We start from the raw sequence: 20,792 nt of genomic DNA, 5'->3' as shown, positions 1-20,792 counted from the left end.
AATGAGACGGGAGCCGGGGCCGTGCCTGGTTCCGGTGCCGCGGACGGGCCTTGGCCGGCCGGGGCCGTGACCGGCGCCACCGTGAACCGGCCGGACGGGCGCGCCGTGAATCGGAGGTTTCCTCGCCGGGGTTGTGACCGACGATACAAAGTGGGCACCACCCTCCGCCCACGCCGCACGACGATCGGAGATCCCGTGTCGACCACGGACAACGCCATCGCCTCCGCCGAGGCCCACAGCGCGCACAACTACCACCCGCTGCCCGTCGTCGTCGCCTCGGCGGACGGAGCCTGGATGACGGATGTCGAGGGCCGCCGCTACCTCGACATGCTCGCCGGGTACTCGGCACTCAACTTCGGTCACGGCAACCGGCGCCTGCTCGACGCGGCAAGGGCCCAGTTGGAACGGGTGACCCTCACCTCGCGCGCCTTCTACCACGACCGGTTCGCCGATTTCTGTACGCGGCTCGCGGAGCTGTGCGGCATGGAGTCGGTACTGCCGATGAACACCGGGGCGGAGGCCGTGGAGACGGCGGTGAAGACGGCCCGCAAATGGGGTTACCGGGTGAAGGGCGTCCCGGACGGCATGGCCAAGATCATCGTCGCCGCGAACAACTTCCACGGCCGGACGACGACGATCGTCAGCTTCTCCACCGACCCGGAGGCCCGGGAGGACTTCGGTCCGTACACCCCCGGGTTCGAGATCGTGCCGTACGGGGACCTCACCGCGCTCGCCGGGGCGATGACCGAGAACACCGTGGCGGTGCTGCTGGAGCCGATCCAGGGCGAGGCCGGGGTGCTGGTGCCGCCGCCGGGGTACCTGCCCGGGGTGCGTGAGCTGACCCGTGAGCGGAACGTGCTGTTCATCGCGGACGAGATCCAGTCGGGCCTGGGCCGGACCGGGAAGACCTTCGCCTGCGAGCACGAGGGCGTCGTGCCCGACATGTACGTGCTGGGCAAGGCGCTGGGCGGGGGCGTGGTGCCGGTCTCGGCGGTGGTCTCGTCACAGGACGTGCTCGGCGTGTACCGGCCCGGCGAGCACGGCTCGACGTTCGGCGGGAACCCGCTCGCCTGCGCGGTCGCGCTGGAGGTCATCGCGATGCTCCGCACCGGCGAGTTCCAGCAGCGGGCGGCCGAGTTGGGCGACCACCTCCACCAGGAGCTGCACCTGCTGGCGAGCACGGACGCGGTGGAGGCGGTACGGGGACGCGGGCTGTGGGCGGGTGTCGACATCGCCCCGCGCCACGGCACCGGCCGGGAGATCTCCGAGAAACTGATGGAGCGCGGGGTGCTCGTCAAGGACACCCACGGCTCGACGATCCGGATCGCTCCCCCGCTGGTCATCAGCAAGGAGGACCTGGACTGGGGCCTGGAGCAGATCCGCGACGTGCTGCGCGGCTGACTGCTCCCGGCTCGCGGGTCCCGGTGCGGCCCGGGACCCCGGCGGCCCGCTCCGGGACCCCGTACGCCCCGGGTCCCGGAAGATCCCGGGGTCCCGACGATCCGGGGGTCCCGGAAGATCCCGGGGTCCCGACGATCCCGGGGTCCCGACGAGCCGGGGGTCCCGGACCACCCCGGAACCCCCGGACGCGCTCACAGGATGACGTGCGGCAGGAACCGGGCGTACTCGTCCGTGACCGGCCCCTCCGACTCACGGATACCGAGCCCGGCCGCCTCGTCCTCGACCACCCACGCCCCCAGCACCACCCGGTTGCCGTCGAAGTCCGGCAGCGGGGCCAACTCCTGGTAGCAGCAGGGCTCGTCCCGCAACACCGCGGGACTCCCCGGCCCGTGGATCGCCACCCCGGCCCCCTCCCTGCCGAGCAACGGCTTGGAGACGTAGCCGGCCGCCGCCGCACCCTCGCCCGCCCCCGCGCCCGCTTCCGGTCCCCGCGCCGCGAGTTCGCGCGGACCGTCCAGGTACGAGGCGAGCAGGTTCGGATGTCCGGGGTACAGCTCCCAGAGGACCGCCAGCAGCGCCTTGTTGGAGAGCAGCATCTTCCAGGCGGGCTCGATCCAGCAGGTGGTACCGCTGCCGCCGCCGTTGTCGAGGGTGTCCAGCACGTGCGGCCCGAACCGGTCGGTCGCCAGCCACTCCCACGGATACAGCTTGAAGCAGCTGCGGATGAAGCGGAGCCGGTCGTCCACGAACCGGCCGGTCAGCCGGTCCCAGCCGATCTGCTCGACGGACAGCGCCTCCGTGTCGAGGCCGGCCTGCTCGGCGGTCTCCCGCAGATAGGCGACCGTCATCAGGTCCTCGCCGATCTCGTCGCCCTCGGAGTGCGCGAAATGCACCGGTCCGGCGGGCAGCAGCGCCCCCTGCCGCCGCCACGCCTCGACGAGGCGTTCGTGCAGCGAGTTCCACTGGTCGGCGTCCGGGAAGCGGTCCTCCATCCAGAACCACTGGGCACTCGCCGCCTCCACCAGCGAGGTGGGGGTGTCCGCGTTGTACTCCAGCAGCTTGGCCGGTCCGGTCCCGTCGTAACACAGGTCGAACCTCCCGTAGAGAGAGGGAAGTTCCTCACGGCGATGCCAGGATTCGGTGATCAGCCCGGCCAGCCGGGCATCGGTGACGCCGAGTTCGGCGAAACGTTCCCGCTCCACGATGTGCGCGGCTGCGGCCAGGCACATCGTGTGGAGTTCCTCCACGACCTCCTCCAGCGCCTCGACCTCGGGCAGCGAGAAGACGTAGTAGGCGCTCTCGTCCCAGTACGGGCGCAGCGATCCGTCGGGGTGGCGGGTGAGCGGGTAGACGACGCCCTGGCCCTCGACGGTCTGCTGCCAGCCGGGGCGCGGCCGTACGGTGCGGCGTTCCATCGCGGTTCAGCCGCCCGCGGTGCCCGAGCAGCCGAAGCCGCCTCGATCGACGGCGGACTTGTTGAAGCTGCCGCCCTCCACCTTGCCGTTCTTGCTGCTGCCGCCGTAGTAGTACGAGCCGCTGCCGCTGCTGTTCTTGCACTCGTAGCTGGGCAGCTTCTCCCGCGTGAGCGGATCGACGCACCGCTTGTCCGGTTCCGAACCGCAGGAGGTGATCACCGCCGCGAGCACCCCCATGCCGCCGAGCACCACCGTGCTCGACCTCAGCTTGCGTATCGCCATGCTTCCGTCTCCCCCGTCGTATGAATCAAGCCAGTTCGACCGCTTGTCAGACTAGGACGCCGTCGACGGGGGCGGAAAGCGGGTACGCAGAACGCCTGTCGGACGCGGCACCGGTGCGGTGCCCGGGGAACGGTCTGCCGGATAGCTCGCGGCATCCGGTGCGGTGCGCCGCGAGGCGGAGCATCGTCCGCGTACCGGATGTACGCGGGCGGTGCGACAACGCGGCGAGGTGCTGTGCCGGGCGTCGCCCGGCGGACGGGACTTCCGGAACACGCCTTAAAGTCGTTTTGTGCTCCTCGGAATGCTCTGCGCGCTCGGTGCCGCGATCTGCTTCGGCACGGCCTCCGTCCTCCAGGCCGTCGCCTCACGGGCCGCCGCCGCACCGGGTTCGGACGCCGGTGTCGATCCGGCGCTGCTGCTCCGTGCCGTGCGCCAGTGGCGGTACGTCGCCGGGCTCGCCCTTGACGGCGGCGGCTTCGTGCTGCAGGTCGTGGCCCTGCGGTCGCTGCCGATCTACGCGGTGGGCGCCGCCCTGGCCGCGAGTCTCGCGGTGACCGCGGTGGTCGCCGCCCGGCTCCTGAAGGTGCGGCTGAGCGGCGTGGAGTGGGGCGCGGTCGGTGTCGTCTGCACCGGTCTGGGCATGCTGGCCCTCGCCTCCGGCGACGAGGGACGGGAGGCCGGTTCGCCGGGCCTGGGCTGGACGATGCTGGGGATCGCCCTCGCCGTCCTGCTGATCGGCGCCGGGGCCGGGCGCCTGCCGGAGCAGCCGCGCGCGCTCGTTCTCGGGCTGGGCGCGGGGTGCGGTTTCGGGGTGGTGGAGGTGAGCGTCCGGCTGATCGACGACCTGTCCCCGTCGGCGCTGTTCACCAATCCCGCCTCGTACGCACTGCTGCTGGGCGGCGGTTCGGCGTTCCTGCTGCTCACCTCGGCGCTGCAACGCGGCTCGGTGACGACGGCGACGGCCGGCATGGTGCTCGGCGAGACGATCGGCCCGGCGCTCGTCGGCGTCATCTGGCTCGGGGACCGCACTCGCGAGGGCCTCGGCTGGCTGGCCGTGGCCGGCTTCGCGGTGGCGGTGGTGGGTGCGCTGCTCCTGACCCGGTTCGGAGAGGCCCCGGAGAACGCCCCCGACCCGGACGGGCGGGACCGGGCTAAAGCGTTGTGAGCCGACCGATCAATCCATGTGAGCCGACCGCCGGTCCAGCTGATGAAAGGCGGTGCAGGCTGTGCGGGCGGCGCTCACGCGCAAACGACCAGAACCACGCCGAACCCCCGAAGCAGCCGACGCCGCCCCAGGCCCCAGGCCGACGGATTCGAGCTCCACGAGCGGAAGGGAAGGGACCACCCCAACCCCGCAGAATCCCCGCACGCGCGGGGAGCAGGGTGCCAGGCAGACGAACGCGAGGATGCCCAAGGGACCATCCCCGCACGCGCGGGGAGCAGCCGTCAGCGTCTCGCCCATACCGACGAGGGCAGGGACCATCCCCGCACGCGCGGGGAGCAGCTGACCCCGGCCTCCTCGCGGATGCGGGTGCGGGGACCATCCCCGCACCCGCGGGGAGCAGCTCGGTAGCGCCATCGTCGGATTCACGCTGTCGGGACCATCCCCGCACGCGCGGGGAGCAGCGCCGGGCCACCTGGCCCAGCGTCGCCGGGTAGGGACCATCCCCGCACGCGCGGGGAGCAGAACGGGATGCCGCAGCCGGTTGAGCTGGTCGGGGGACCATCCCCGCACGCGCGGGGAGCAGTCGCCAGGCTGCCCGGGCCACGGGCAGGACGAGGGACCATCCCCGCACGCGCGGGGAGCAGACCTCGCCGACCACCGGCCGCACCTCGCGGTCGGGACCATCCCCGCACGCGCGGGGAGCAGGAGGAGTGGGGGGCGCTCGCCAACGATGCGGCGGGACCATCCCCGCACGCGCGGGGAGCAGTGTGGCCGGGGTCGGTCTTGGTATCGCGGACCGGGACCATCCCCGCACGCGCGGGGAGCAGTGTCCGGGGCCGGCCTCAACGGTCCCGGGCGCGGGACCATCCCCGCACGCGCGGGGAGCAGCGGTGCGGGGTCCGGTGCCCAACGGGCGGCGGGGGACCATCCCCGCACGCGCGGGGAGCAGCGGGCGACTGTTACCCCACCTGACCTGGGGAAGGGACCATCCCCGCACGCGCGGGGAGCAGTGATCGTCGCATCCCTCATCTACGCGCCCGGAGGGACCATCCCCGCACGCGCGGGGAGCAGGCCACCAGCACGGCGCCGGTGCCCCGGGTCACGGGACCATCCCCGCACGCGCGGGGAGCAGCTGCTGTTCGTCGACCGTGGCTGTGCCGGACCGGGACCATCCCCGCACGCGCGGGGAGCAGGGGACATCCGGTTGGCACGGGCACGGCTGATCGGGACCATCCCCGCACGCGCGGGGAGCAGGGGACATCCGGTTGGCACGGGCACGGCTGATCGGGACCATCCCCGCACGCGCGGGGAGCAGACCGTGGGTTGCCTTGGAGCCTCCCACTCTGCGGGACCATCCCCGCACGCGCGGGGAGCAGACGTCGCGCGGGAGGTTGTCACCGAGCGTGGTGGGACCATCCCCGCACGCGCGGGGAGCAGGTTCACCCGGTCCCGCGCGGGGCAAATGTACTGGGACCATCCCCGCACGCGCGGGGAGCAGACCCAATCCGACCTGAGCGCGGAGTGCCCGACGGGACCATCCCCGCACGCGCGGGGAGCAGAGTAGAGCCTCGCGGTCGACGACTCGGACAGGGGGACCATCCCCGCACGCGCGGGGAGCAGAGTACTTGACCTGCATGTTTAGGCGGCGGGGCGGGTGTTTTTACTTACTTCCTCAAAATTCGACATAAGCGACGTAACCACCCTCATGCATCAAGACACTCGTCCGCCACTTCCGGCAGTCGAATCACACCGCCTCGAACTCTCCGGCCCTGACGCCGGACACGAAGGACACAAACGCGTCGGCGGAGGCTCGTAGCACCGGACCGTTCGGGTTCTTGGAGTCGCGGACGGGGACCATGCCGCCCGAGGCGACGAGGTTGACGGCGATCTCGACGCAGTTGCCGCCGTTGGAGCTGTACGAGGACGTGAACCAGCGGGGGGATTCGGTCGTCACGGGGAGCCCTTTCGTAACTGGTTGATCATGGCCACGGATTCCGCCTGGGACAGCGCTTCGGCCTGCAATTGATGGTAGGCCGTCAACAACGGGACCACGGAGGTCATTTCTCGTTCCACATGGCCCTGCGCCTGTGACTCGGCGTACGCGACGACGGACCGGTCGGCGAGCGTGAGCAGGTTGACCGGGAGGTTGAACGACCGACGTGCCCCTATCCCGAAGGGTGACACCTGAAGGAGCCAGTTGGGGAGGGCGGCGACCTCGACCAGTCGCTGGAGCTGCGCCGCCATGACCTCCGGACCACCGACGGCGTGGTGGAGACAGCTCTCGTCCGTCACCACCAGCACCATGGGCGGCCGGGGGCCCGCCAACGTCGCCTGCCGCCCCGCGAGGAACGCGACGCGCTCATCCGCCTGTTCGGGCACGATGGAGCCACGCCACACATCGCCGTCCGCCAACGCCCGTGCGTACTCCGGTGTCTGGAGCAGCCCGGGAATGATCCCGATCTCGAACAGCCGGATCTCCACCGCCCGGCTCTCGTACCCGACGTATTCCGGGAAGCCCTCCAGCAGCACGCCGTGCCTCATCTCGCGCCACTCACGCTCGAACGACTCAGCCGTTCCGGCGATACCGAAGGCGATATCGGCCTTGCGCGAGAAGGGAAGGGCAGGCGGTTTCCGAGCAGTTTCCACCGCCGAGATGTGTTGACTGGAGTACTCCACCTTCTCGGCCAATTCCTCCTGACTCCAGCCGCGTTCCTCTCTCAACCTGCGCACACGCGCCCCGTAGGCCGCCTGCGGACTCGACTCCGGGTTCAACTCCCTGCGATTGACCACGCTGCGGTCCTCCCCTGCCTTCGCTTCCGGCTAGTTGAAGGGAACCGGACTCCGGGCCACGCTGGGCCGTCCTGGTAGTGGAGTCACTACGGAGAGGAACGGCCCGTGCATGCGGAGAAGGGCGCCCCGAACGGACAGGAACCCCCACACACCCCGGCCCCCGGCACGCTCAAGGTGGATTTATCACAGGATCGGGTCGGTGAATTCCGCAGTGAATGGGGCGGCCGGTGGCCCCCTGCGCCCGGTCGGCAGCGGCGGCATCGAACGGACCCCCTCCGCCCCGAGTGCGTACGGGCGGCCTGCCGGGCCCTGGTGTCCAGGCTCCGGCGGCCCCCGAATTCCCCCGTACGTGTGACAACCGGTGTACCGACCCACATCCGACGTACTCGCCGAGCCGCGTGTCCGGGTCGCCGAGGAGGAACGCCGGGAGCCGGTCCTCTCACCGCACTCCACCGAACCCGCCTACTCAAGAACGAGGAACCGTCCCATGCCACTGCTGACCCCGTACATCGCCTCACGGTCAACCGAACTACCAGTCAAACTCGCCGAGTTGACGGTCGAATTCGCTCCGGGCGGGCCCCGGCTCGCGTACCGCAGGCCGCACCCGACGGACCGCGATCATCATCGAAACCTCTGGCTCCGCATGCATGGGTCCACGGGCGGCCGAATCCAGTACGACTGCATGAACAGCGACCGCCAACGCGCCTGCATGGAGAACATGCTGTGCCAGATCTGCGCCGAACCCGCCGACCGGAACAAGGACGGCTGGCTGTTCATCGACTGGCGACGACCGGATTCGCCTCCGACCTGGCCCGAACGCTCCATCACCTCCATGCCGCCCCTGTGCGCCGAGCACGCGCGGGTGTCGGCTCGACAGTGCCCCTTCCTGCGGAGGAACGAATACGCAGTGCTCCGCGTGCGGAAGCCCCGACTGCACGGGGTGTCGGGAGCCCTCTACCGACTGGCCGCCGACGGATGGCGCACGTCCGACAACGACGTGCTCTCCGCCTATGCCGAGCCCCGCCTCCCGGGCATGCTCGCCTCCCGCCTCCACCGCGAACTGCGCGGCGTAACCGTGACCGGACTTCTCTAGACCGTGTCCGAGGCCTTCCGAGACCGGTTGCGCGGGCGCGGGCACGGGCACGGGCACGGGAGGGCGACTCAGCGGATGGTGAGGGTGACCAACGACCACCCGGCCAGGGGTCCCGCCGCTATCTGCCCGGCCGGGTGACCTCCTCAGGTGCTCCCGAGCCGTTCATGAAGTTCTTCGGCGAAGCGCGTCCGGTAGATGCCGTGGACGATGGTCCCCGGAGACTGGTAGCCCCTGTGTTCCGGGGCCGAGACAACCTCGTCCCACGGCACCACATGATCCGGAAGCAGTGGCGCACGGCCCAGATACATCTGCACTGCCTCGTCCCACCGCACATTCCCCGCGATCACCGAGCCCCAGAGCCCGCGGCCCTGCCCGACCACCCACATGCACAGGTCTTCGGTGCTGTCCTCGGACCAGACGTCCCCCTCCGCGCTCACGCCTTCCGAGAAGTCGGCCAGTGAATCCGCCGCGGACTCGTACGCGAGCGCGAAGGCTTCAAGGACCTCCCGTGGCTGGGACTCCAACCACGATTCCAGGGCGGACAGACGCGGTCGTGTCGCCTCCAGGACTTCCCAGAACCAATCAGGCACATGATCCACGGCCCGCCCCCATGTCCGCTCCCATGCCCGCTCCCGTTTCGGCTCCCGGGTCGATGGATGCGCTACCCGACCGACCGTACAGCGGGGTGGAGTGTCCTGGACGCGCCCGGACTCCGCCGTCGGCGAATGGCTCCGACCATCCGCGCAACCACCGGTTCACGGTTCCCGGTGGATCGCTCAGCTGTGCCGTCGCCGTCACCGGTTCCTGTGGTCAGGACCGGCGGGCACAGGACGCGAGGCGGTCGGCGAACGCGCTGACGAGAACGCGCAGTTCATCCGGACGTTCGATGGCGAACGGCAGGTCGAGCGAGGCGAGTACGGGAGGCAACCAGTCGAGCCGCTCCACCCGTAGCTCGACACGCGACCAGCGCTCGTCCTTCAGGTCCGCGCCTGCCGGAACCGCGGGCTCGTCCACGCACGCCACGCCCGCGGGAAGCCGGGCGCGGATCTGCTCGGCCGTCCCCTGGATCCGCAAGGTCACCTGATGCCGGTACTCGGCCGTGGCGAACCCGGACAGGACGCGCTGTGCCGGACCGGGGCCCACGGGCGCCTCGAACGAGCCGGGCAGGGTCCTCGCGTCCGCGATGCGATCGAGCCGGAAGGTCCGGTCCTCACCGATCCGGGGGTCCGTGCCCGTGACGTACCACCGGCCCGAATGGGCGACGATCCCGTACGGGTGCACCGTGCGTTCGCTACGCCGACCGCCACGGTCCGTGTATCTGATCGAGACCGGTCGGTGATGGCGTACCGCGTCGGCGACGGTGAGCAGCACCCCGGCGTCCGGGGTGGCGAACTCGCCGGGCGGGGTCGTGAAGGCGAGGGATTCCAGGATCGTGTCGAGTCGGCGGGCGACGCGCTCGGGCAACACCCTGCGGATCTTGGCCCCAGCCGTCTCGCCCGCCGTGTCCGCCGTCGTCGCCGGCCCCGCCCGGCGGCCGGCGACCAGGCCGAGCAGCACGGCGAGCGCCTCGTCGTCGCTGAGCATGAGCGGGGGCAGGCGGTAACCGGGGCCGAGCCGGTAGCCGCCGTAGCGTCCGCGCACCGCCTCGACGGGCACGTCGAGGTCGATCAGGTGGCCCACGTACCGCCGCACGGTGCGGCCGTCGACGCCGAGCCGGTCGGCCAGTTCGGCAACCGTCCGGGTGCCTCCCGACTGCAGCAGCTCCAGGAGGGTGAGCACGCGGCTGGTGGGTCGGGACATACCCAGAGCCTAGTGTCCATACCGGACCGATTCTGTCCGCTATGTGTTCTAGCGTGCGAAGCGCAACGACCCCACGATTCCGACAGCCCCACGATTCCACGGAGAGCACCATGGACTGCGTCTCGATCCGGATCATCACCGGCGACATCGCGCGCCTCGTCGAGTTCTACGAGAAGGCCACCGGGGTGCGGGCGGCCTGGTCCACCGAGGACTTCGCCGAACTCAGGACCCCCAGTGCCACCCTCGCCATCGGCAGCACCCGCACGGTGCCGCTGTTCGCTCCGGACGCCGCACGACCGGCCGACAACCACAGCGTGATCATCGAATTCCTCGTCGACGACGTGGACCGCGTGCACGGGAACCTGACCGGCTTCGTCGCCGACTTCGTCAACGAACCCACCACAATGCCCTGGGGCAACCGATCGCTGCTGTTCCGCGACCCCGACGGCAACCTCGTCAACTTCTTCACCCCGGTCACCCCGGCGGCCCTCGCGAAGTTCGCTCGATGACGCCGGACGCAGCCTGCTGGAGCAGGAGATGACCTTGCTGCTGGGAGGAGGGCGCCACCCCGGCCCTCCTCAGAACACCAGGACACCCCCGTCCTCCTCAGGACAGCACGCGCGTCAACGCGTTCAGCGCGCCCGCCCAGGCGCTGTCGGTAGGCGTCCCGTAGCCGATGACCAGCGCGTCGCGCCCCGGTTCGGCATCCGGGTGCCGGAAGCGGGCGAGCCCCTCCACCGCGAGCCCCTGCCACGCCGCCGCGCGCAGCGCCGACGCCTCGCCGCCGTCCGGGAGTTCGAGCACGGCGTGCAGGCCGGCGGCGATGCCACTGATCCGGATGCCGGGAGCCTGCTCCGCCAGTACGGCCACGAGTTGGTCGCGGCGACGGCGGTAGCGCAGCCGCATTGCCCGCACATGGCGGTCGTACGCGCCCGACTCGATGAACTCCGCGAACGTCAACTGCTCCAGCGCGCTCGACGACCAGTCGCTCATCCCCTTCGCCTCGACCACCTCCCGCACCAGGTTCTCCGGCAGCACCATCCACCCCAGTCTCAGCCCCGGTGCCAGGGACTTGCTGGCGGTCCCCAGGTGCACGACGTGTTCCGGGTCGAGTCCCTGAAGCGCACCGACCGGCTGTCTGTCGTATCGGAACTCGCCGTCGTAGTCGTCCTCCAGGATCAGCCCGCCCGTGGCGCGCGCCCAGTCGACCACCGCGGCCCGCCGGTCGGGTCGGAGCGGCACCCCCGTCGGGAACTGGTGCGCGGCCGTCAGCAGCACGGCTCCCGCGCCGCGCAGATTCGCCGGCTCCCCCGTCCTCGCCCCGGCGTCGTCCACCGGCAGGCAGGGCAGGCGCAGCCCGGCGTCCGCGAGCAGCCGCCAGTGCACGTCAAGTCCGTACGACTCGACGGCCACCTCACGTATTCGGCGCGCGTGCAGCACCGGCCCCATCAGTTTCAGGGCCTGGACGAAACCGGCGCAGATCACGATCCGTTCCGGGTCGGCGTACACGCCACGGGCACGGGCCAGGTAGCCGGCGAGCGCGGTGCGCAGCTCGACGCGTCCGCGCGGGTCCCCGTAGCCGAAGGCGTCGTTCGGGGCGGCGGCCAGGGCGCGCCGGGCCGCCTTGAGCCATTCGGCGCGCGGGAAGGTGGAGAGATCGGGTGATCCGGGTCTCAGGTCGTGGGCGGGCCCGGTGCGGATCGACCGGGCAGGGGTCGTCCGGGTGACCGCCCGGCGCGGTTCGGTCCGTTGCGCCACTCGGGTGCCCGATCCCTGCCGGGCGGTGAGCCAGCCCTCGGCAACAAGTTCTGCGTAGGCGTCGGCGACGGTGTTCCGGGCGATGCCGAGGTCGGCGGCCAGACCGCGGGAGGACGGCAGCCGGGTGCCGGGGATCAGCCTGCCCGTCCGTACGGCCTCGCGCAGGGCGTCCATGAGCCCGGCCCGCAGCCCCGCCGCTCCCTTCGTGCGGAGCTTCGCGTCGAGGTGGAGGTCGGTTCCGAAAGTGGCCCAGGAATCTCTCATGGAAATGGACCATATCCTTGCGCCATCTTCCCGTAGCGTCGTCCTCATGACGATCAACGCACACAGCCACGCCACCTCCGAACTCAACCCCGAGCACACCCCCCGCACGCAGTGGTCCGAGCTGGCACCGGACGTCTACAAGGCAATGGTCCGGTTGGACGCGGCGTCCCGCAGGGGGCTCGACCCGGTCATCGGGGAGCTGGTGAAGATCCGTGCCTCACAGCTCAACCGCTGTGCGTTCTGTCTCGACATGCACTCCAAGGACGCCCTCGCGGCGGGCGAGTCCGTCCAGCGCATCGTTCAGCTGAGCGCGTGGGAGGAGTCGCGGCACTTCTACACGCCGAAGGAGATCGCGGCCATCGAGCTGACCGAGGCGATGACGGTGCTGACCGACGGACCCGTGTCGGACGAGGTGTGGGAGAACGCCGCCAAGCACTTCGACGAGACCGAGCTCGTCCACCTCGTCGCCGCGATCACGACGATCAACTCCTGGAACCGGTTCGCCGTGACCACCCACATGGTCCCGGGGCACTACACGCCGGGCTCCCTCAAGCACTGACCGGCCGACGCCGCACGTCCACACCGCACGTCCACACCGCACGTCCACGCCGGATCACCACGGGAGTTCCACGATGACCGCATCCGTTCTCCGGTCCCTGCACCTCGGCCGCGCGCCCGGCGAGCCGCTCGTTCTCCCGGGACCGTGGGACGCGGCGAGCGCCCGCGTCTTCGTCGAGGCGGGTTTCCCCGCGCTCGCCACACCGAGTGCCGGGATCGCGGCCTCGCTGGGCTACGAGGACGGCGCGACGCCCGCCGACGAGATGTTCGCGGCCGTGGCAAGGATCGTGCGGGCCGTCCCGGCCGAGGTGCCCGTCTCGGCGGATGTCGAGGCCGGGTACGGCCTGCCGGTCTCGGAACTGGTGGAACGCCTCCTGGAGGCCGGCGCCGTCGGCTGCAACCTGGAGGACTCGACCGACGGCGTCCTCGTCGACGCCCAGCGGCAGGCGGACCGGCTGGCAGAGGTACGGGCGGTCGCCGGGGACCGGCTCTTCGTCAACGCCCGCGTCGACACATACGTCCACGGCGCCCCCGGGGAGGCGGAGACGGACCGGGAGGCGGAGACGGTGCGCCGTGCCCTGCTGTACGTGGCGGCGGGCGCGGACTGCGTCTATCCGATCATGACCCCTCCCGAGGCCCTGCCCCGCCTGGCAGCCGCCGTTCCGGGCCCGCTCAACGCCCTGGCCCGGCCCGACGGGCCGTCGTCGCACCGGCTGGGGGAACTGGGCGCCACCCGGATCACGTTCGGCCCCGGGCTGCAGCGCCGGGCCATGGCGGCCGTACGCGGCCTCGCCGACGAGATCCGGAAGGGCTGACGGGTCCGCCCGGTCCGCAGGAACAGGGGACTTGCGGACCGGACGGACCTGGCAGACCCGGCAGACCCGGAAGTCCGGCGGCATCATCTGCGGCCGGACCGGACGGCGCGCGGGTGGGTGGGTACGGCACCGCCCCGGCAGCGATGGTGCGTGCTGCCGGGGCGGTGCCGTTACGGCGTGTGCGCGAGGCCCGCGAGGCCCGTGGACGTGTACAGGCGTGGACGTGTACAGCCGACCCGTACAGGTGTCCCCGCGCCGGCGGACACATACGGTCGGACACATACGGTCGGACACATACGGACGACACGCACGGTCGGACCGTACGGGCGGGAACGGGCCCGGCCCGGTCCTCAGATCAGGCCGAGCTCACGAACCGCGTCGCGCTCCTCGGAGAGCTCCTTCACCGAGGCGTCGATGCGCGAGCGGGAGAACTCGTTGATGTCCAGGCCCTGGACGATCTCGTACGTGCCGTTCTTCGTGGTGACCGGGAAGGACGAGATGAGACCCTCAGGCACACCGTAGGAGCCGTCCGACGGAATACCCATGGAGGTCCAGTCGCCCTCGGCGGTGCCGTTGACCCAGGTGTGGACGTGGTCGATGGCGGCGTTGGCGGCGGAGGCGGCGGAGGACGCGCCACGGGCCTCGATGATCGCGGCGCCGCGCTTGGCGACGGTCGGGATGAAGGTGTCGGCCAGCCACGCCTCGTCGTTGACGGCCTCGGCGGCGTTCTTGCCGGCGATCTCCGCGTGGAAGATGTCCGGGTACTGGGTCGCCGAGTGGTTGCCCCAGATCGTCAGCCTCTTGATGTCGGAGACGGCGGCACCGGTCTTGGCGGCAAGCTGCGAGATCGCACGGTTGTGGTCGAGGCGGGTCATCGCGGTGAAGCGCTCGGCCGGTACGTCCGGGGCGGCGGCCTGCGCGATGAGCGCGTTGGTGTTGGCCGGGTTGCCGACGACGAGGACCTTGATGTCGTCCGCGGCGTTGTCGTTGATGGCCTTGCCCTGCGGCTTGAAGATGCCGCCGTTGGCGGAGAGCAGGTCGCCGCGCTCCATGCCCTTCGTACGCGGGCGGGCGCCCACCAGCAGGGCGACGTTGGCGCCGTCGAACGCCTTGTTGGCGTCGTCGGTGATCTCGATGCCGCGCAGCAGCGGGAAGGCGCAGTCGTCGAGCTCCATCGCGGTACCCTCGGCGGCCTTCAGGCCCTGCGGGATCTCCAGGAGACGCAGGTTGACCGGCACGTCCGGGCCGAGCAGGTGGCCGGAGGCGATGCGGAAGAGCAGCGCGTAGCCGATCTGGCCGGCTGCGCCGGTCACGGTGACATTCACGGGAGTGCGGGTCATGGCGATCTCCGTTAGACAGCTGGCGGTGGGGGTTCCTGGCCCCTGGTGCTGGACATCCCTAAATCTTGATGTGAAGAGATATCCGGCGTTCAGGCTATCCGACCCGGAACCCCCAGGGGCCTCGGCCCCCTGTGGCACCGCACACAAGCCGTCACACTCTGCTCACCCGGCCGTATCCGCTCACTCGGAGGGGGTACCCGACCGGGACCGCGGGCACGGCTCGCGCCCGCGCGCACCCTCGTGCGCGGGCGCGTTCCAGCGATGCTGCTCAGCCACGTTGCTCAGCGATCACACCGTGGCGGAATGGTCACTTCCGTGCCACAGGCCACAGGGTTCTCTTGAACGGCTCCCCACCGTCCATGAGGCTGAGATCAGATCGGAAGCAGGCCACTCAAGTCGCCACGATCCGGAACAACCGAGTTCCGGTGGCCCCTTCCGGCTACCGGTGTCCGTCCCGCTCGGGGGAGGGGACGGACACCACCCCGGGCGACACCACCCCGGGCGGCGCCCTCCGGGCCACGTCCTCCGGGCGGCCTCAGCGGATCGTGAAGTGGACCGCGTCCTCCAAGAACGGAATGTCCAGCCACGGCTTGGGTTGCGCGACCAGCGCGAGCATCACGATGAGGAAGCCGAGCAGCCCGTACGTCACCAGGTCGGTGAAGCGGGACCGGACTGCGAGCATGCCGACCGACGGGACCACGAGTCGCAGCACCGCACCGCCGAGGAGCGCCGCACCGATCAGGACCGTGCCGACCCGGAACGCCTCGGCGAACGGATCGGTGGCCACGATCAGCAGCCCGATCCCGGCCACGCAGAGCACCGTGAGCAACGGCCACTGCCGGGCCGGGGCCGGCGCGTCCCCGGGTGCCGCCCTACCGCCGCCCTCGGGACGCGCGGTGTCCCGGGTGAACAGCGGGAACCGCCGCGACGGACGTGCCACGCCGTGCTCGTCGGCCTCCGGGGCCCCGGCCGACGAAGCATCACCCTCCTGGCCACGGGCCTCCGCGTCACCGGCCCCGGAGCCACCAGTTCCGGAAGCTCCGGCCCCGGAGTCACGGATCTCCGCGTCACCGGCCTCGGAATCACGGGCCCCGGAATCACGGGCCTCGGAACCATCAGTTCCGGAACCACCGGACTCCCGGCAGGTGCTCGCTCCGGCGGCAGGCCCGTCGTTCCCCGCCGCGTCATGCCCTGCCGCTTCGCGCTCGTCGACCTCTTCGCTCCCGGTCGCTTCGCGCTCGTCAGCCTCTTCTTTACCGGCCTCTTCTTCGTTCCCGGCCTCTTCGTGCTCGTCGACCGTGTCGTTCCCGGTCACCGCGGCGGAGCCCGGGCCGGATGCGTCCGCGTCCCGCTTCACGGCCGTGACCGGCTGCTTCCCGGTCGCGTCCGGCTGACTGCCCTCCGCGGCGGACGACACCGGAGACGTCCGGTCCGCCTCGGCGGCCGGATCGGCCGGGCTCCTACCAGCACCCATGGGGTTCCCTCCGGATCGGGTCGGCCGGCTCAGGCGGCGGCTGCGGCGCGCTCGGCCGCCTCGACCACGTTGACGAGCAGCTGGGCACGGGTCATCGGGCCGACACCGCCCGGGTTCGGGGAGATCCAGGCGGCGACCTCGGCCACGCCCGGGTGGACGTCCCCGACGATCTTGCCGTTCTCGTCCCGGCTGACGCCGACGTCGAGCACGGCCGCGCCCGGCTTCACGTCCTCGGGCTTGATGATGTGCGGCACTCCGGCGGCCGCGACGATGATGTCGGCGTGCTTGAGGTGCGCGGAAAGGTCACGCGTACCGGTGTGGCACTGCGTCACGGTGGCGTTCTCCGTCCTGCGGGTCAGCAGCAGCGGCATCGGACGGCCGATGGTGACACCGCGGCCCACGACCACGACATGCGCCCCGTTGATCTCCACACCGTGGTGGCGGAGCAGTTGGACGACGCCCTGCGGAGTGCACGGCAGCGGACCGGCCTCGTTGAGCACGAGCCTGCCGAGGTTCGTCGGGTGGAGGCCGTCGGCGTCCTTGGCCGGATCCATCAGCTCCAGGACCCGGTTGGTGTCGATCCCCTTGGGCAGCGGCAACTGCACGATGTATCCCGTGCACTCCGGGTTGGCGTTGAGCTCCCGTACGACGTCCTCGATCTCCTCCTGGGTGGCGGTGTCGGGGAGTTCGCGCTGGATGGAGCCGATGCCGACCTGCGCGCAGTCGCGGTGCTTGCCGTTCACGTACCAACGGCTGCCCGGGTCGTCCCCGACGAGCAGGGTTCCCAGGCCAGGGTTGATGCCCCGTTCCTTGAGGGCCGCCACGCGGACGGTGAGATCGGACTTGATCGCGGCTGCGGTGGCCTTGCCATCGAGAATCTGGGCAGTCATGTCCCCATACTCGCGGATGACCCCGCCCGCATACCAATTGCCGGTGACCGGGGGCGGTCGAGATGTCTCACTTGAGCAACATCCACCCACCATGACTGGACAAACTTATATTCTCCTTATAACGATGAGCAGGCAGTGCCGCAGTAGTACCGGGGGGCGGACCGCTGACCTTTTCTTTCCTCCGTGCGGCCACTTCGTCCCCGCATGCACGTTGGAGGAACACCCCAGATGAGTTTCGGCGACCCGAACAACCCGTACGGCAAGCAGCCCGGCCAGCAGCCGCAGGGCGGTCAGCCCGGCTACGGCTACCCGCAGCAGGGTGTACCGCCGCAGGGCCAGCCCGGTTACGGCTACCCGCAGGCACCCATGGGCTACGGCTACCCCGGCGGCCCCATGGAGATGCCGGGCGGCGTCAAGGCAGCCCGCATCATGCTCTACATCCTCGGCGGCTTCCAGGTCCTCGGCGCCCTCCTCGTTCTCATAGCGGGCGCCTGGTTCGTCAAGGAGTTCTCGGACAGCTCGACGTCCAGCAACTCCGACGGCGCGGCGAGCATCGGCATGGGCATCATGGTCGTCGTCGCGATCTTCGTCCTCGCCTTCGCCCTCTGGGGGATCCTCACCGCCGCGAAGTTCAGCACCGGTGGCAACGGCATCCGCATCTCCGCCATCGTGTACGGCTCGGTGATCACGCTGTTCAGCGTGATCAGCCTGCTGAGCGCGAACATCTTCTCGCTCGTCAGCATCGCGCTGGGCATCATGGTCATCGTCTTCTGCGCCCGGCAGGACGGCGCCGCCTGGTTCCAGCGCCCGCGCCAGTAGAGACCGTTCGGGCTGCCGCGCCCATCGGCGCCACGCCCACTCACGGACGAACAACACGTAAGGCCGTGGACCCGCGAGACACGGGTCCACGGCCTTACGGCTTTCCGGGGCCGGACCGGGGCCGACCGTCGGCACATCGACACATCGGCACATCGGTCTGTCGGCGCGTCGACGCACCAACACATCAGTCCGTCAGTGCGTCAGTCCGTCAGTCCGTCAGTGCGTCAGTGGAAGAAGTGCCGCGTGCCGGTGAAGTACATCGTCACGCCCGCCTTCTTCGCCGCCTCGACGACCAGCTCGTCACGGACCGAACCACCGGGCTGCGCCACGGCCTTGATTCCGGCCGCGGTAAGGATCTCCAGCCCGTCCGGGAACGGGAAGAACGCGTCGGAGGCGGCATAGGCGCCCCGCGCCCGCTCCTCGCCCGCCCGCTCGACGGCGAGCTTCGCGGAGTCGACACGGTTGACCTGTCCCATGCCGACGCCGACCGAGGCGCCGCCCTTGGCGAGCAGGATCGCGTTGGACTTGACCGCGCGGCATGCCTTCCACGCGAAGGCGAGCTCCTTCAGCTCCTCCTCGGAGAGGGCCTCACCGGTGGCCAGCGTCCAGTTGGCCGGGTCGTCGCCCTCGGCCTGGAGACGGTCGGTGACCTGGAGCAGCGCACCGCCGTCGATCGGCTTGACCTCGACCGGGGCGGTCGGGGCGTCGGGGCAGCGCAGCACGCGGATGTTCTTCTTGCGGGCCAGGACCTCGACCGCACCGTCCTCGTACGCCGGGGCGACGATGACCTCGGTGAAAATCTCCGCGACCTGCTCGGCCATGGCGACGGTCACCGGACGGTTGACGGCGATGACCCCGCCGAAGGCCGACAGCGGGTCGCATGCGTGGGCCCTGCGGTGCGCCTCGGCGACGTCGTCGGCGATCGCGATGCCGCACGGGTTGGCGTGCTTGATGATCGCGACGCACGGCTCGGCGTGGTCGTACGCGGCCCGGCGCGCGGCGTCGGTGTCCGTGTAGTTGTTGTACGACATCTCCTTGCCGTGCAACTGCTCCGCCTCGGCAAGGCCGCCCGTTCCGGAGGTGTACAGCGCGGCGGGCTGGTGCGGGTTCTCGCCGTAGCGCAGGACGTTCTCGCGCTCGTACGTCGCGCCGAAGAAGTCCGGGAAGCCCGAGTCGTCGGCGGCGGCGTAGTCGTCCGCGAACCAGGAAGCGACGGCCACGTCGTAGGCGGCGGTGTGCTGGAACGCCTCGGCGGCCAGCCGCTTGCGGGCGGCCAGGTCGAAGCCGCCGGCCGTCACCGCGGCGAGGACGTCGGCGTACCGCTCGGGGCTGGTCACGACGGCCACGGACGGGTGATTCTTGGCCGCGGCGCGGACCATGGACGGGCCGCCGATGTCGATCTGCTCCACGCACTCGTCGGCGGACGCGCCGGAGGCGACGGTCTCCTTGAACGGGTAGAGGTTCACGACCACCAGGTCGAACGGCTCCACGCCCAGCTCGGCGAGCTGCTCGCGGTGGGCGTCAAGGCGCAGGTCGGCCAGGATGCCCGCGTGGACGCGCGGGTGCAGCGTCTTGACGCGGCCGTCGAGGCACTCGGGGAAGCCGGTGAGCTCCTCGACCTTGGTGACCGGCACCCCGGCGGCGGCGATCCGCCCGGCGGTTGAGCCGGTGGAGACGAGCTCGACACCCGCCTCGTGCAGACCGCGGGCGAGGTCTTCCAGCCCCGTCTTGTCGTAGACACTGACCAGGGCGCGACGGATGGGCTTATTCACCGACATGACCGAGATGAACCTTTCGTCCCTCAATGCGATAGCCGCCGCGGGCGAGCCGCCGCACGGCCTCGACGAGCAGCTTGCGCTCGACTTCCTTGATGCGTTCATGGAGGGCCGCTTCGCCCTCCGGCGTGTCCGCCTCGGTCACCTCGACCACGCCCTGCGCGATGATCGGACCGGTGTCGACCCCATCGTCGACGAAGTGGACGGTGCACCCGGTGACCTTCACGCCGTACGCGAGCGCGTCGCGCACCCCATGGGCACCGGGAAAACTGGGCAGCAGGGCGGGGTGGGTGTTGATGAAACGGCCGCCGAACCGGGCGAGGAACTCCTTGCCCACGATCTTCATGAAGCCCGCCGACACCACGAGGTCCGGGCGGTGCTCGGCCGTCGCGGCGGCCAGCGCCGCATCCCACCCCTCACGAGTGGCGTGGTCCTTGACCCGGCACACAAAGGTCGGCAGCCCGGCACCTTCCGCCCGCTCCAGGCCGACGATGCCGTCGCGGTCGGCGCCGACCGCGACGATCCGCGCACCGAAGCCCTCGGGATCGTCACCGATGGCGTCGAGCAGGGCTTGGAGGTTCGTGCCTGAGCCGGAAACCAGCACGACCAGACGGGCCGGGGCGGCGGAGGAGGGCGGGGAGGCCACGGTTGGGCCCTTTCTCGCGTGATGAAGCAGGCGACGCTGAATTTGTATGGTCGTACGAATGGAGCGAGTCCCCCGATACGGGGAACTCTACGAACGAGCCGACCGCCAGCAACGATACCGGCACCACGGCACGGCCCCTCGGGACGGGGCACGGCCCCTCGGGGACGAGGACGCGGGCCGGAGCGTGAGGGCCGGGCACCGCTGGTGCCGGTTCGGGCCTCATGCGTCGCCCCCGTACCGCCCTGTGACATCCCCCGTGCCGTCTCCGCGCCATCCCCGTGCCGCCCTGTGCCCTACCCCGGTTTCTGCTTCTGCTCCAGCTCGTGTTCCGGCCCGTGTCCCTCCCGTGTTCCGGCCCTTGATCCGGTCGCCGGGAACACGGGTGGGGCCGGGCGACGGGGCTTGGCCGCCCGGCGCAGCCGCTCCCCGCTTTCGGCCCCTCCTGGCCGGGGGGTAGCGTCAGGGGACAGGGAACCGTCCACAGGGCGGAAATGACGAGATGGGGAA

At 70.7% G+C, this 20,792-nt stretch carries 19 protein-coding genes and 1 CRISPR repeat array; of the genes, 7 read left to right on the top strand and 12 right to left on the bottom strand.

The window, feature by feature from the left end; genetic code table 11:
• The first annotated feature begins 195 nt into the window (after positions 1-195).
• A complete protein-coding gene (gene rocD / locus ACF1CT_RS13390) occupies positions 196-1,401 on the top strand; it encodes an ornithine--oxo-acid transaminase (RefSeq protein ID WP_391783928.1) in 1,206 nt (401 codons plus the stop codon).
• Between the two features lie 191 nt (positions 1,402-1,592).
• On the opposite strand, the gene ACF1CT_RS13385 is transcribed toward rocD, so the two are convergent.
• Positions 1,593-2,816: a glutathionylspermidine synthase family protein gene (locus tag ACF1CT_RS13385; protein ID WP_391783927.1), complete on the bottom strand. Its 1,224-nt coding sequence runs from the start codon at positions 2,814-2,816 to the stop codon at positions 1,593-1,595.
• 6 nt (positions 2,817-2,822) lie between these two features.
• Positions 2,823-3,098, bottom strand: a complete 276-nt coding sequence (locus tag ACF1CT_RS13380) for a hypothetical protein (protein ID WP_391783926.1) — start codon at positions 3,096-3,098, stop codon at positions 2,823-2,825.
• A gap of 301 nt (positions 3,099-3,399) precedes the next feature.
• Between ACF1CT_RS13380 and ACF1CT_RS13375 the strand changes: the two genes are divergently transcribed.
• The gene (locus tag ACF1CT_RS13375) at positions 3,400-4,263 is read left to right on the top strand and encodes a hypothetical protein (RefSeq protein ID WP_391783975.1); all 864 of its coding nucleotides are present in this window, start codon (positions 3,400-3,402) and stop codon (positions 4,261-4,263) included.
• A gap of 188 nt (positions 4,264-4,451) precedes the next feature.
• Positions 4,452-5,883: direct repeats of the CRISPR family, unit length 29 nt; unit sequence GGGACCATCCCCGCACGCGCGGGGAGCAG.
• A gap of 124 nt (positions 5,884-6,007) precedes the next feature.
• Here the strand turns inward: ACF1CT_RS13375 and ACF1CT_RS13370 are convergent.
• Together ACF1CT_RS13370 and ACF1CT_RS13365 are read right to left on the bottom strand one after the other, a co-directional pair.
• Positions 6,008-6,217, bottom strand: coding sequence for a DUF397 domain-containing protein (locus tag ACF1CT_RS13370; RefSeq protein ID WP_391783925.1), 210 nt, complete (start codon positions 6,215-6,217; stop codon positions 6,008-6,010).
• Positions 6,214-7,053: a Scr1 family TA system antitoxin-like transcriptional regulator gene (locus ACF1CT_RS13365; protein WP_391783924.1), complete on the bottom strand. Its 840-nt coding sequence runs from the start codon at positions 7,051-7,053 to the stop codon at positions 6,214-6,216. The genes ACF1CT_RS13370 and ACF1CT_RS13365 overlap by 4 nt, the downstream gene beginning before the upstream one ends.
• Before the next feature lie 487 nt (positions 7,054-7,540).
• Between ACF1CT_RS13365 and ACF1CT_RS13360 the strand changes: the two genes are divergently transcribed.
• Positions 7,541-8,146: a hypothetical protein gene (locus ACF1CT_RS13360; RefSeq protein WP_391783923.1), complete on the top strand. Its 606-nt coding sequence runs from the start codon at positions 7,541-7,543 to the stop codon at positions 8,144-8,146.
• 143 nt (positions 8,147-8,289) lie between these two features.
• Here ACF1CT_RS13360 and ACF1CT_RS13355 read toward each other — a convergent pair whose 3' ends face one another.
• Complete coding sequence (locus ACF1CT_RS13355; RefSeq protein WP_391783922.1) at positions 8,290-8,745, bottom strand: hypothetical protein; 456 nt, start codon at positions 8,743-8,745, stop codon at positions 8,290-8,292.
• Positions 8,746-8,956: 211 nt separating this feature from the next.
• A complete protein-coding gene (locus ACF1CT_RS13350) occupies positions 8,957-9,946 on the bottom strand; it encodes a helix-turn-helix transcriptional regulator (RefSeq protein WP_391783921.1) in 990 nt (329 codons plus the stop codon).
• 110 nt (positions 9,947-10,056) lie between these two features.
• Between ACF1CT_RS13350 and ACF1CT_RS13345 the strand changes: the two genes are divergently transcribed.
• On the top strand, positions 10,057-10,455 hold the full coding sequence (locus ACF1CT_RS13345; protein ID WP_391783920.1) for a VOC family protein: 399 nt from the start codon (positions 10,057-10,059) through the stop codon (positions 10,453-10,455).
• A gap of 97 nt (positions 10,456-10,552) precedes the next feature.
• Here ACF1CT_RS13345 and ACF1CT_RS13340 read toward each other — a convergent pair whose 3' ends face one another.
• Positions 10,553-11,968: a PLP-dependent aminotransferase family protein gene (locus tag ACF1CT_RS13340; protein WP_391783919.1), complete on the bottom strand. Its 1,416-nt coding sequence runs from the start codon at positions 11,966-11,968 to the stop codon at positions 10,553-10,555.
• Between the two features lie 46 nt (positions 11,969-12,014).
• On the opposite strand from ACF1CT_RS13340, the gene ACF1CT_RS13335 reads away from it, so the two are divergent.
• Together ACF1CT_RS13335 and ACF1CT_RS13330 are read left to right on the top strand one after the other, a co-directional pair.
• Entirely contained in the window at positions 12,015-12,527 is a 513-nt protein-coding gene (locus tag ACF1CT_RS13335; RefSeq protein ID WP_391783918.1) for a carboxymuconolactone decarboxylase family protein, read from the top strand.
• A 73-nt stretch (positions 12,528-12,600) separates the two neighbouring features.
• Positions 12,601-13,341: an isocitrate lyase/phosphoenolpyruvate mutase family protein gene (locus ACF1CT_RS13330; protein ID WP_391783917.1), complete on the top strand. Its 741-nt coding sequence runs from the start codon at positions 12,601-12,603 to the stop codon at positions 13,339-13,341.
• A 350-nt stretch (positions 13,342-13,691) separates the two neighbouring features.
• Here the strand turns inward: ACF1CT_RS13330 and ACF1CT_RS13325 are convergent, their stop codons facing one another.
• The 3 genes from ACF1CT_RS13325 to ACF1CT_RS13315 all read right to left on the bottom strand — a co-directional run bounded on the left by ACF1CT_RS13325 (position 13,692) and on the right by ACF1CT_RS13315 (position 17,045).
• On the bottom strand, positions 13,692-14,681 hold the full coding sequence (locus ACF1CT_RS13325) for a malate dehydrogenase (RefSeq protein ID WP_391783916.1): 990 nt from the start codon (positions 14,679-14,681) through the stop codon (positions 13,692-13,694).
• 535 nt (positions 14,682-15,216) lie between these two features.
• Positions 15,217-15,996, bottom strand: coding sequence for a DUF3017 domain-containing protein (locus tag ACF1CT_RS13320; protein ID WP_391783974.1), 780 nt, complete (start codon positions 15,994-15,996; stop codon positions 15,217-15,219).
• 188 nt (positions 15,997-16,184) lie between these two features.
• Positions 16,185-17,045 carry a bifunctional methylenetetrahydrofolate dehydrogenase/methenyltetrahydrofolate cyclohydrolase gene (locus tag ACF1CT_RS13315; RefSeq protein ID WP_391783915.1) on the bottom strand — a complete coding sequence of 287 codons (861 nt, stop codon included), beginning with the start codon at positions 17,043-17,045 and terminating at the stop codon, positions 16,185-16,187.
• Positions 17,046-17,273: 228 nt separating this feature from the next.
• On the opposite strand from ACF1CT_RS13315, the gene ACF1CT_RS13310 reads away from it, so the two are divergent.
• Positions 17,274-17,864, top strand: a complete 591-nt coding sequence (locus ACF1CT_RS13310) for a hypothetical protein (protein ID WP_391783914.1) — start codon at positions 17,274-17,276, stop codon at positions 17,862-17,864.
• Positions 17,865-18,088: 224 nt separating this feature from the next.
• Here ACF1CT_RS13310 and purH read toward each other — a convergent pair whose 3' ends face one another.
• Both purH and purN read right to left on the bottom strand, forming a co-directional pair.
• On the bottom strand, positions 18,089-19,642 hold the full coding sequence (purH, locus tag ACF1CT_RS13305) for a bifunctional phosphoribosylaminoimidazolecarboxamide formyltransferase/IMP cyclohydrolase (RefSeq protein WP_391783913.1): 1,554 nt from the start codon (positions 19,640-19,642) through the stop codon (positions 18,089-18,091).
• The gene (gene purN / locus ACF1CT_RS13300; RefSeq protein ID WP_391783912.1) at positions 19,629-20,285 is read right to left on the bottom strand and encodes a phosphoribosylglycinamide formyltransferase; all 657 of its coding nucleotides are present in this window, start codon (positions 20,283-20,285) and stop codon (positions 19,629-19,631) included. The genes purH and purN overlap by 14 nt, the downstream gene beginning before the upstream one ends.
• Positions 20,286-20,792: the final 507 nt, after the last annotated feature.

Source organism: Streptomyces sp. NPDC014734 (genome assembly GCF_043083325.1).
In the GTDB taxonomy this organism is placed as follows: Bacteria; Actinomycetota; Actinomycetes; order Streptomycetales; family Streptomycetaceae; genus Streptomyces.
Note: the sequence above shows the minus strand (reverse complement) of the source record. Positions and strands in the feature narration are given on the sequence as shown.

Coding starts and splice junctions, on each gene's coding strand:
- ACF1CT_RS13385 (WP_391783927.1), bottom strand. CDS start 2,816: ATGGAACGCCGCACCGTACGGCCGCGCCCCGGCTGGCAGCAGACCGTC.
- ACF1CT_RS13330 (WP_391783917.1), top strand. CDS start 12,601: ATGACCGCATCCGTTCTCCGGTCCCTGCACCTCGGCCGCGCGCCCGGC.
- ACF1CT_RS13375 (WP_391783975.1), top strand. CDS start 3,400: ATGCTCTGCGCGCTCGGTGCCGCGATCTGCTTCGGCACGGCCTCCGTC.
- ACF1CT_RS13315 (WP_391783915.1), bottom strand. CDS start 17,045: ATGACTGCCCAGATTCTCGATGGCAAGGCCACCGCAGCCGCGATCAAG.
- ACF1CT_RS13350 (WP_391783921.1), bottom strand. CDS start 9,946: ATGTCCCGACCCACCAGCCGCGTGCTCACCCTCCTGGAGCTGCTGCAG.
- ACF1CT_RS13335 (WP_391783918.1), top strand. CDS start 12,015: ATGACGATCAACGCACACAGCCACGCCACCTCCGAACTCAACCCCGAG.
- purH (WP_391783913.1), bottom strand. CDS start 19,642: ATGTCGGTGAATAAGCCCATCCGTCGCGCCCTGGTCAGTGTCTACGAC.
- ACF1CT_RS13310 (WP_391783914.1), top strand. CDS start 17,274: ATGAGTTTCGGCGACCCGAACAACCCGTACGGCAAGCAGCCCGGCCAG.
- ACF1CT_RS13380 (WP_391783926.1), bottom strand. CDS start 3,098: ATGGCGATACGCAAGCTGAGGTCGAGCACGGTGGTGCTCGGCGGCATG.
- ACF1CT_RS13340 (WP_391783919.1), bottom strand. CDS start 11,968: ATGAGAGATTCCTGGGCCACTTTCGGAACCGACCTCCACCTCGACGCG.
- ACF1CT_RS13360 (WP_391783923.1), top strand. CDS start 7,541: ATGCCACTGCTGACCCCGTACATCGCCTCACGGTCAACCGAACTACCA.
- ACF1CT_RS13345 (WP_391783920.1), top strand. CDS start 10,057: ATGGACTGCGTCTCGATCCGGATCATCACCGGCGACATCGCGCGCCTC.
- ACF1CT_RS13325 (WP_391783916.1), bottom strand. CDS start 14,681: ATGACCCGCACTCCCGTGAATGTCACCGTGACCGGCGCAGCCGGCCAG.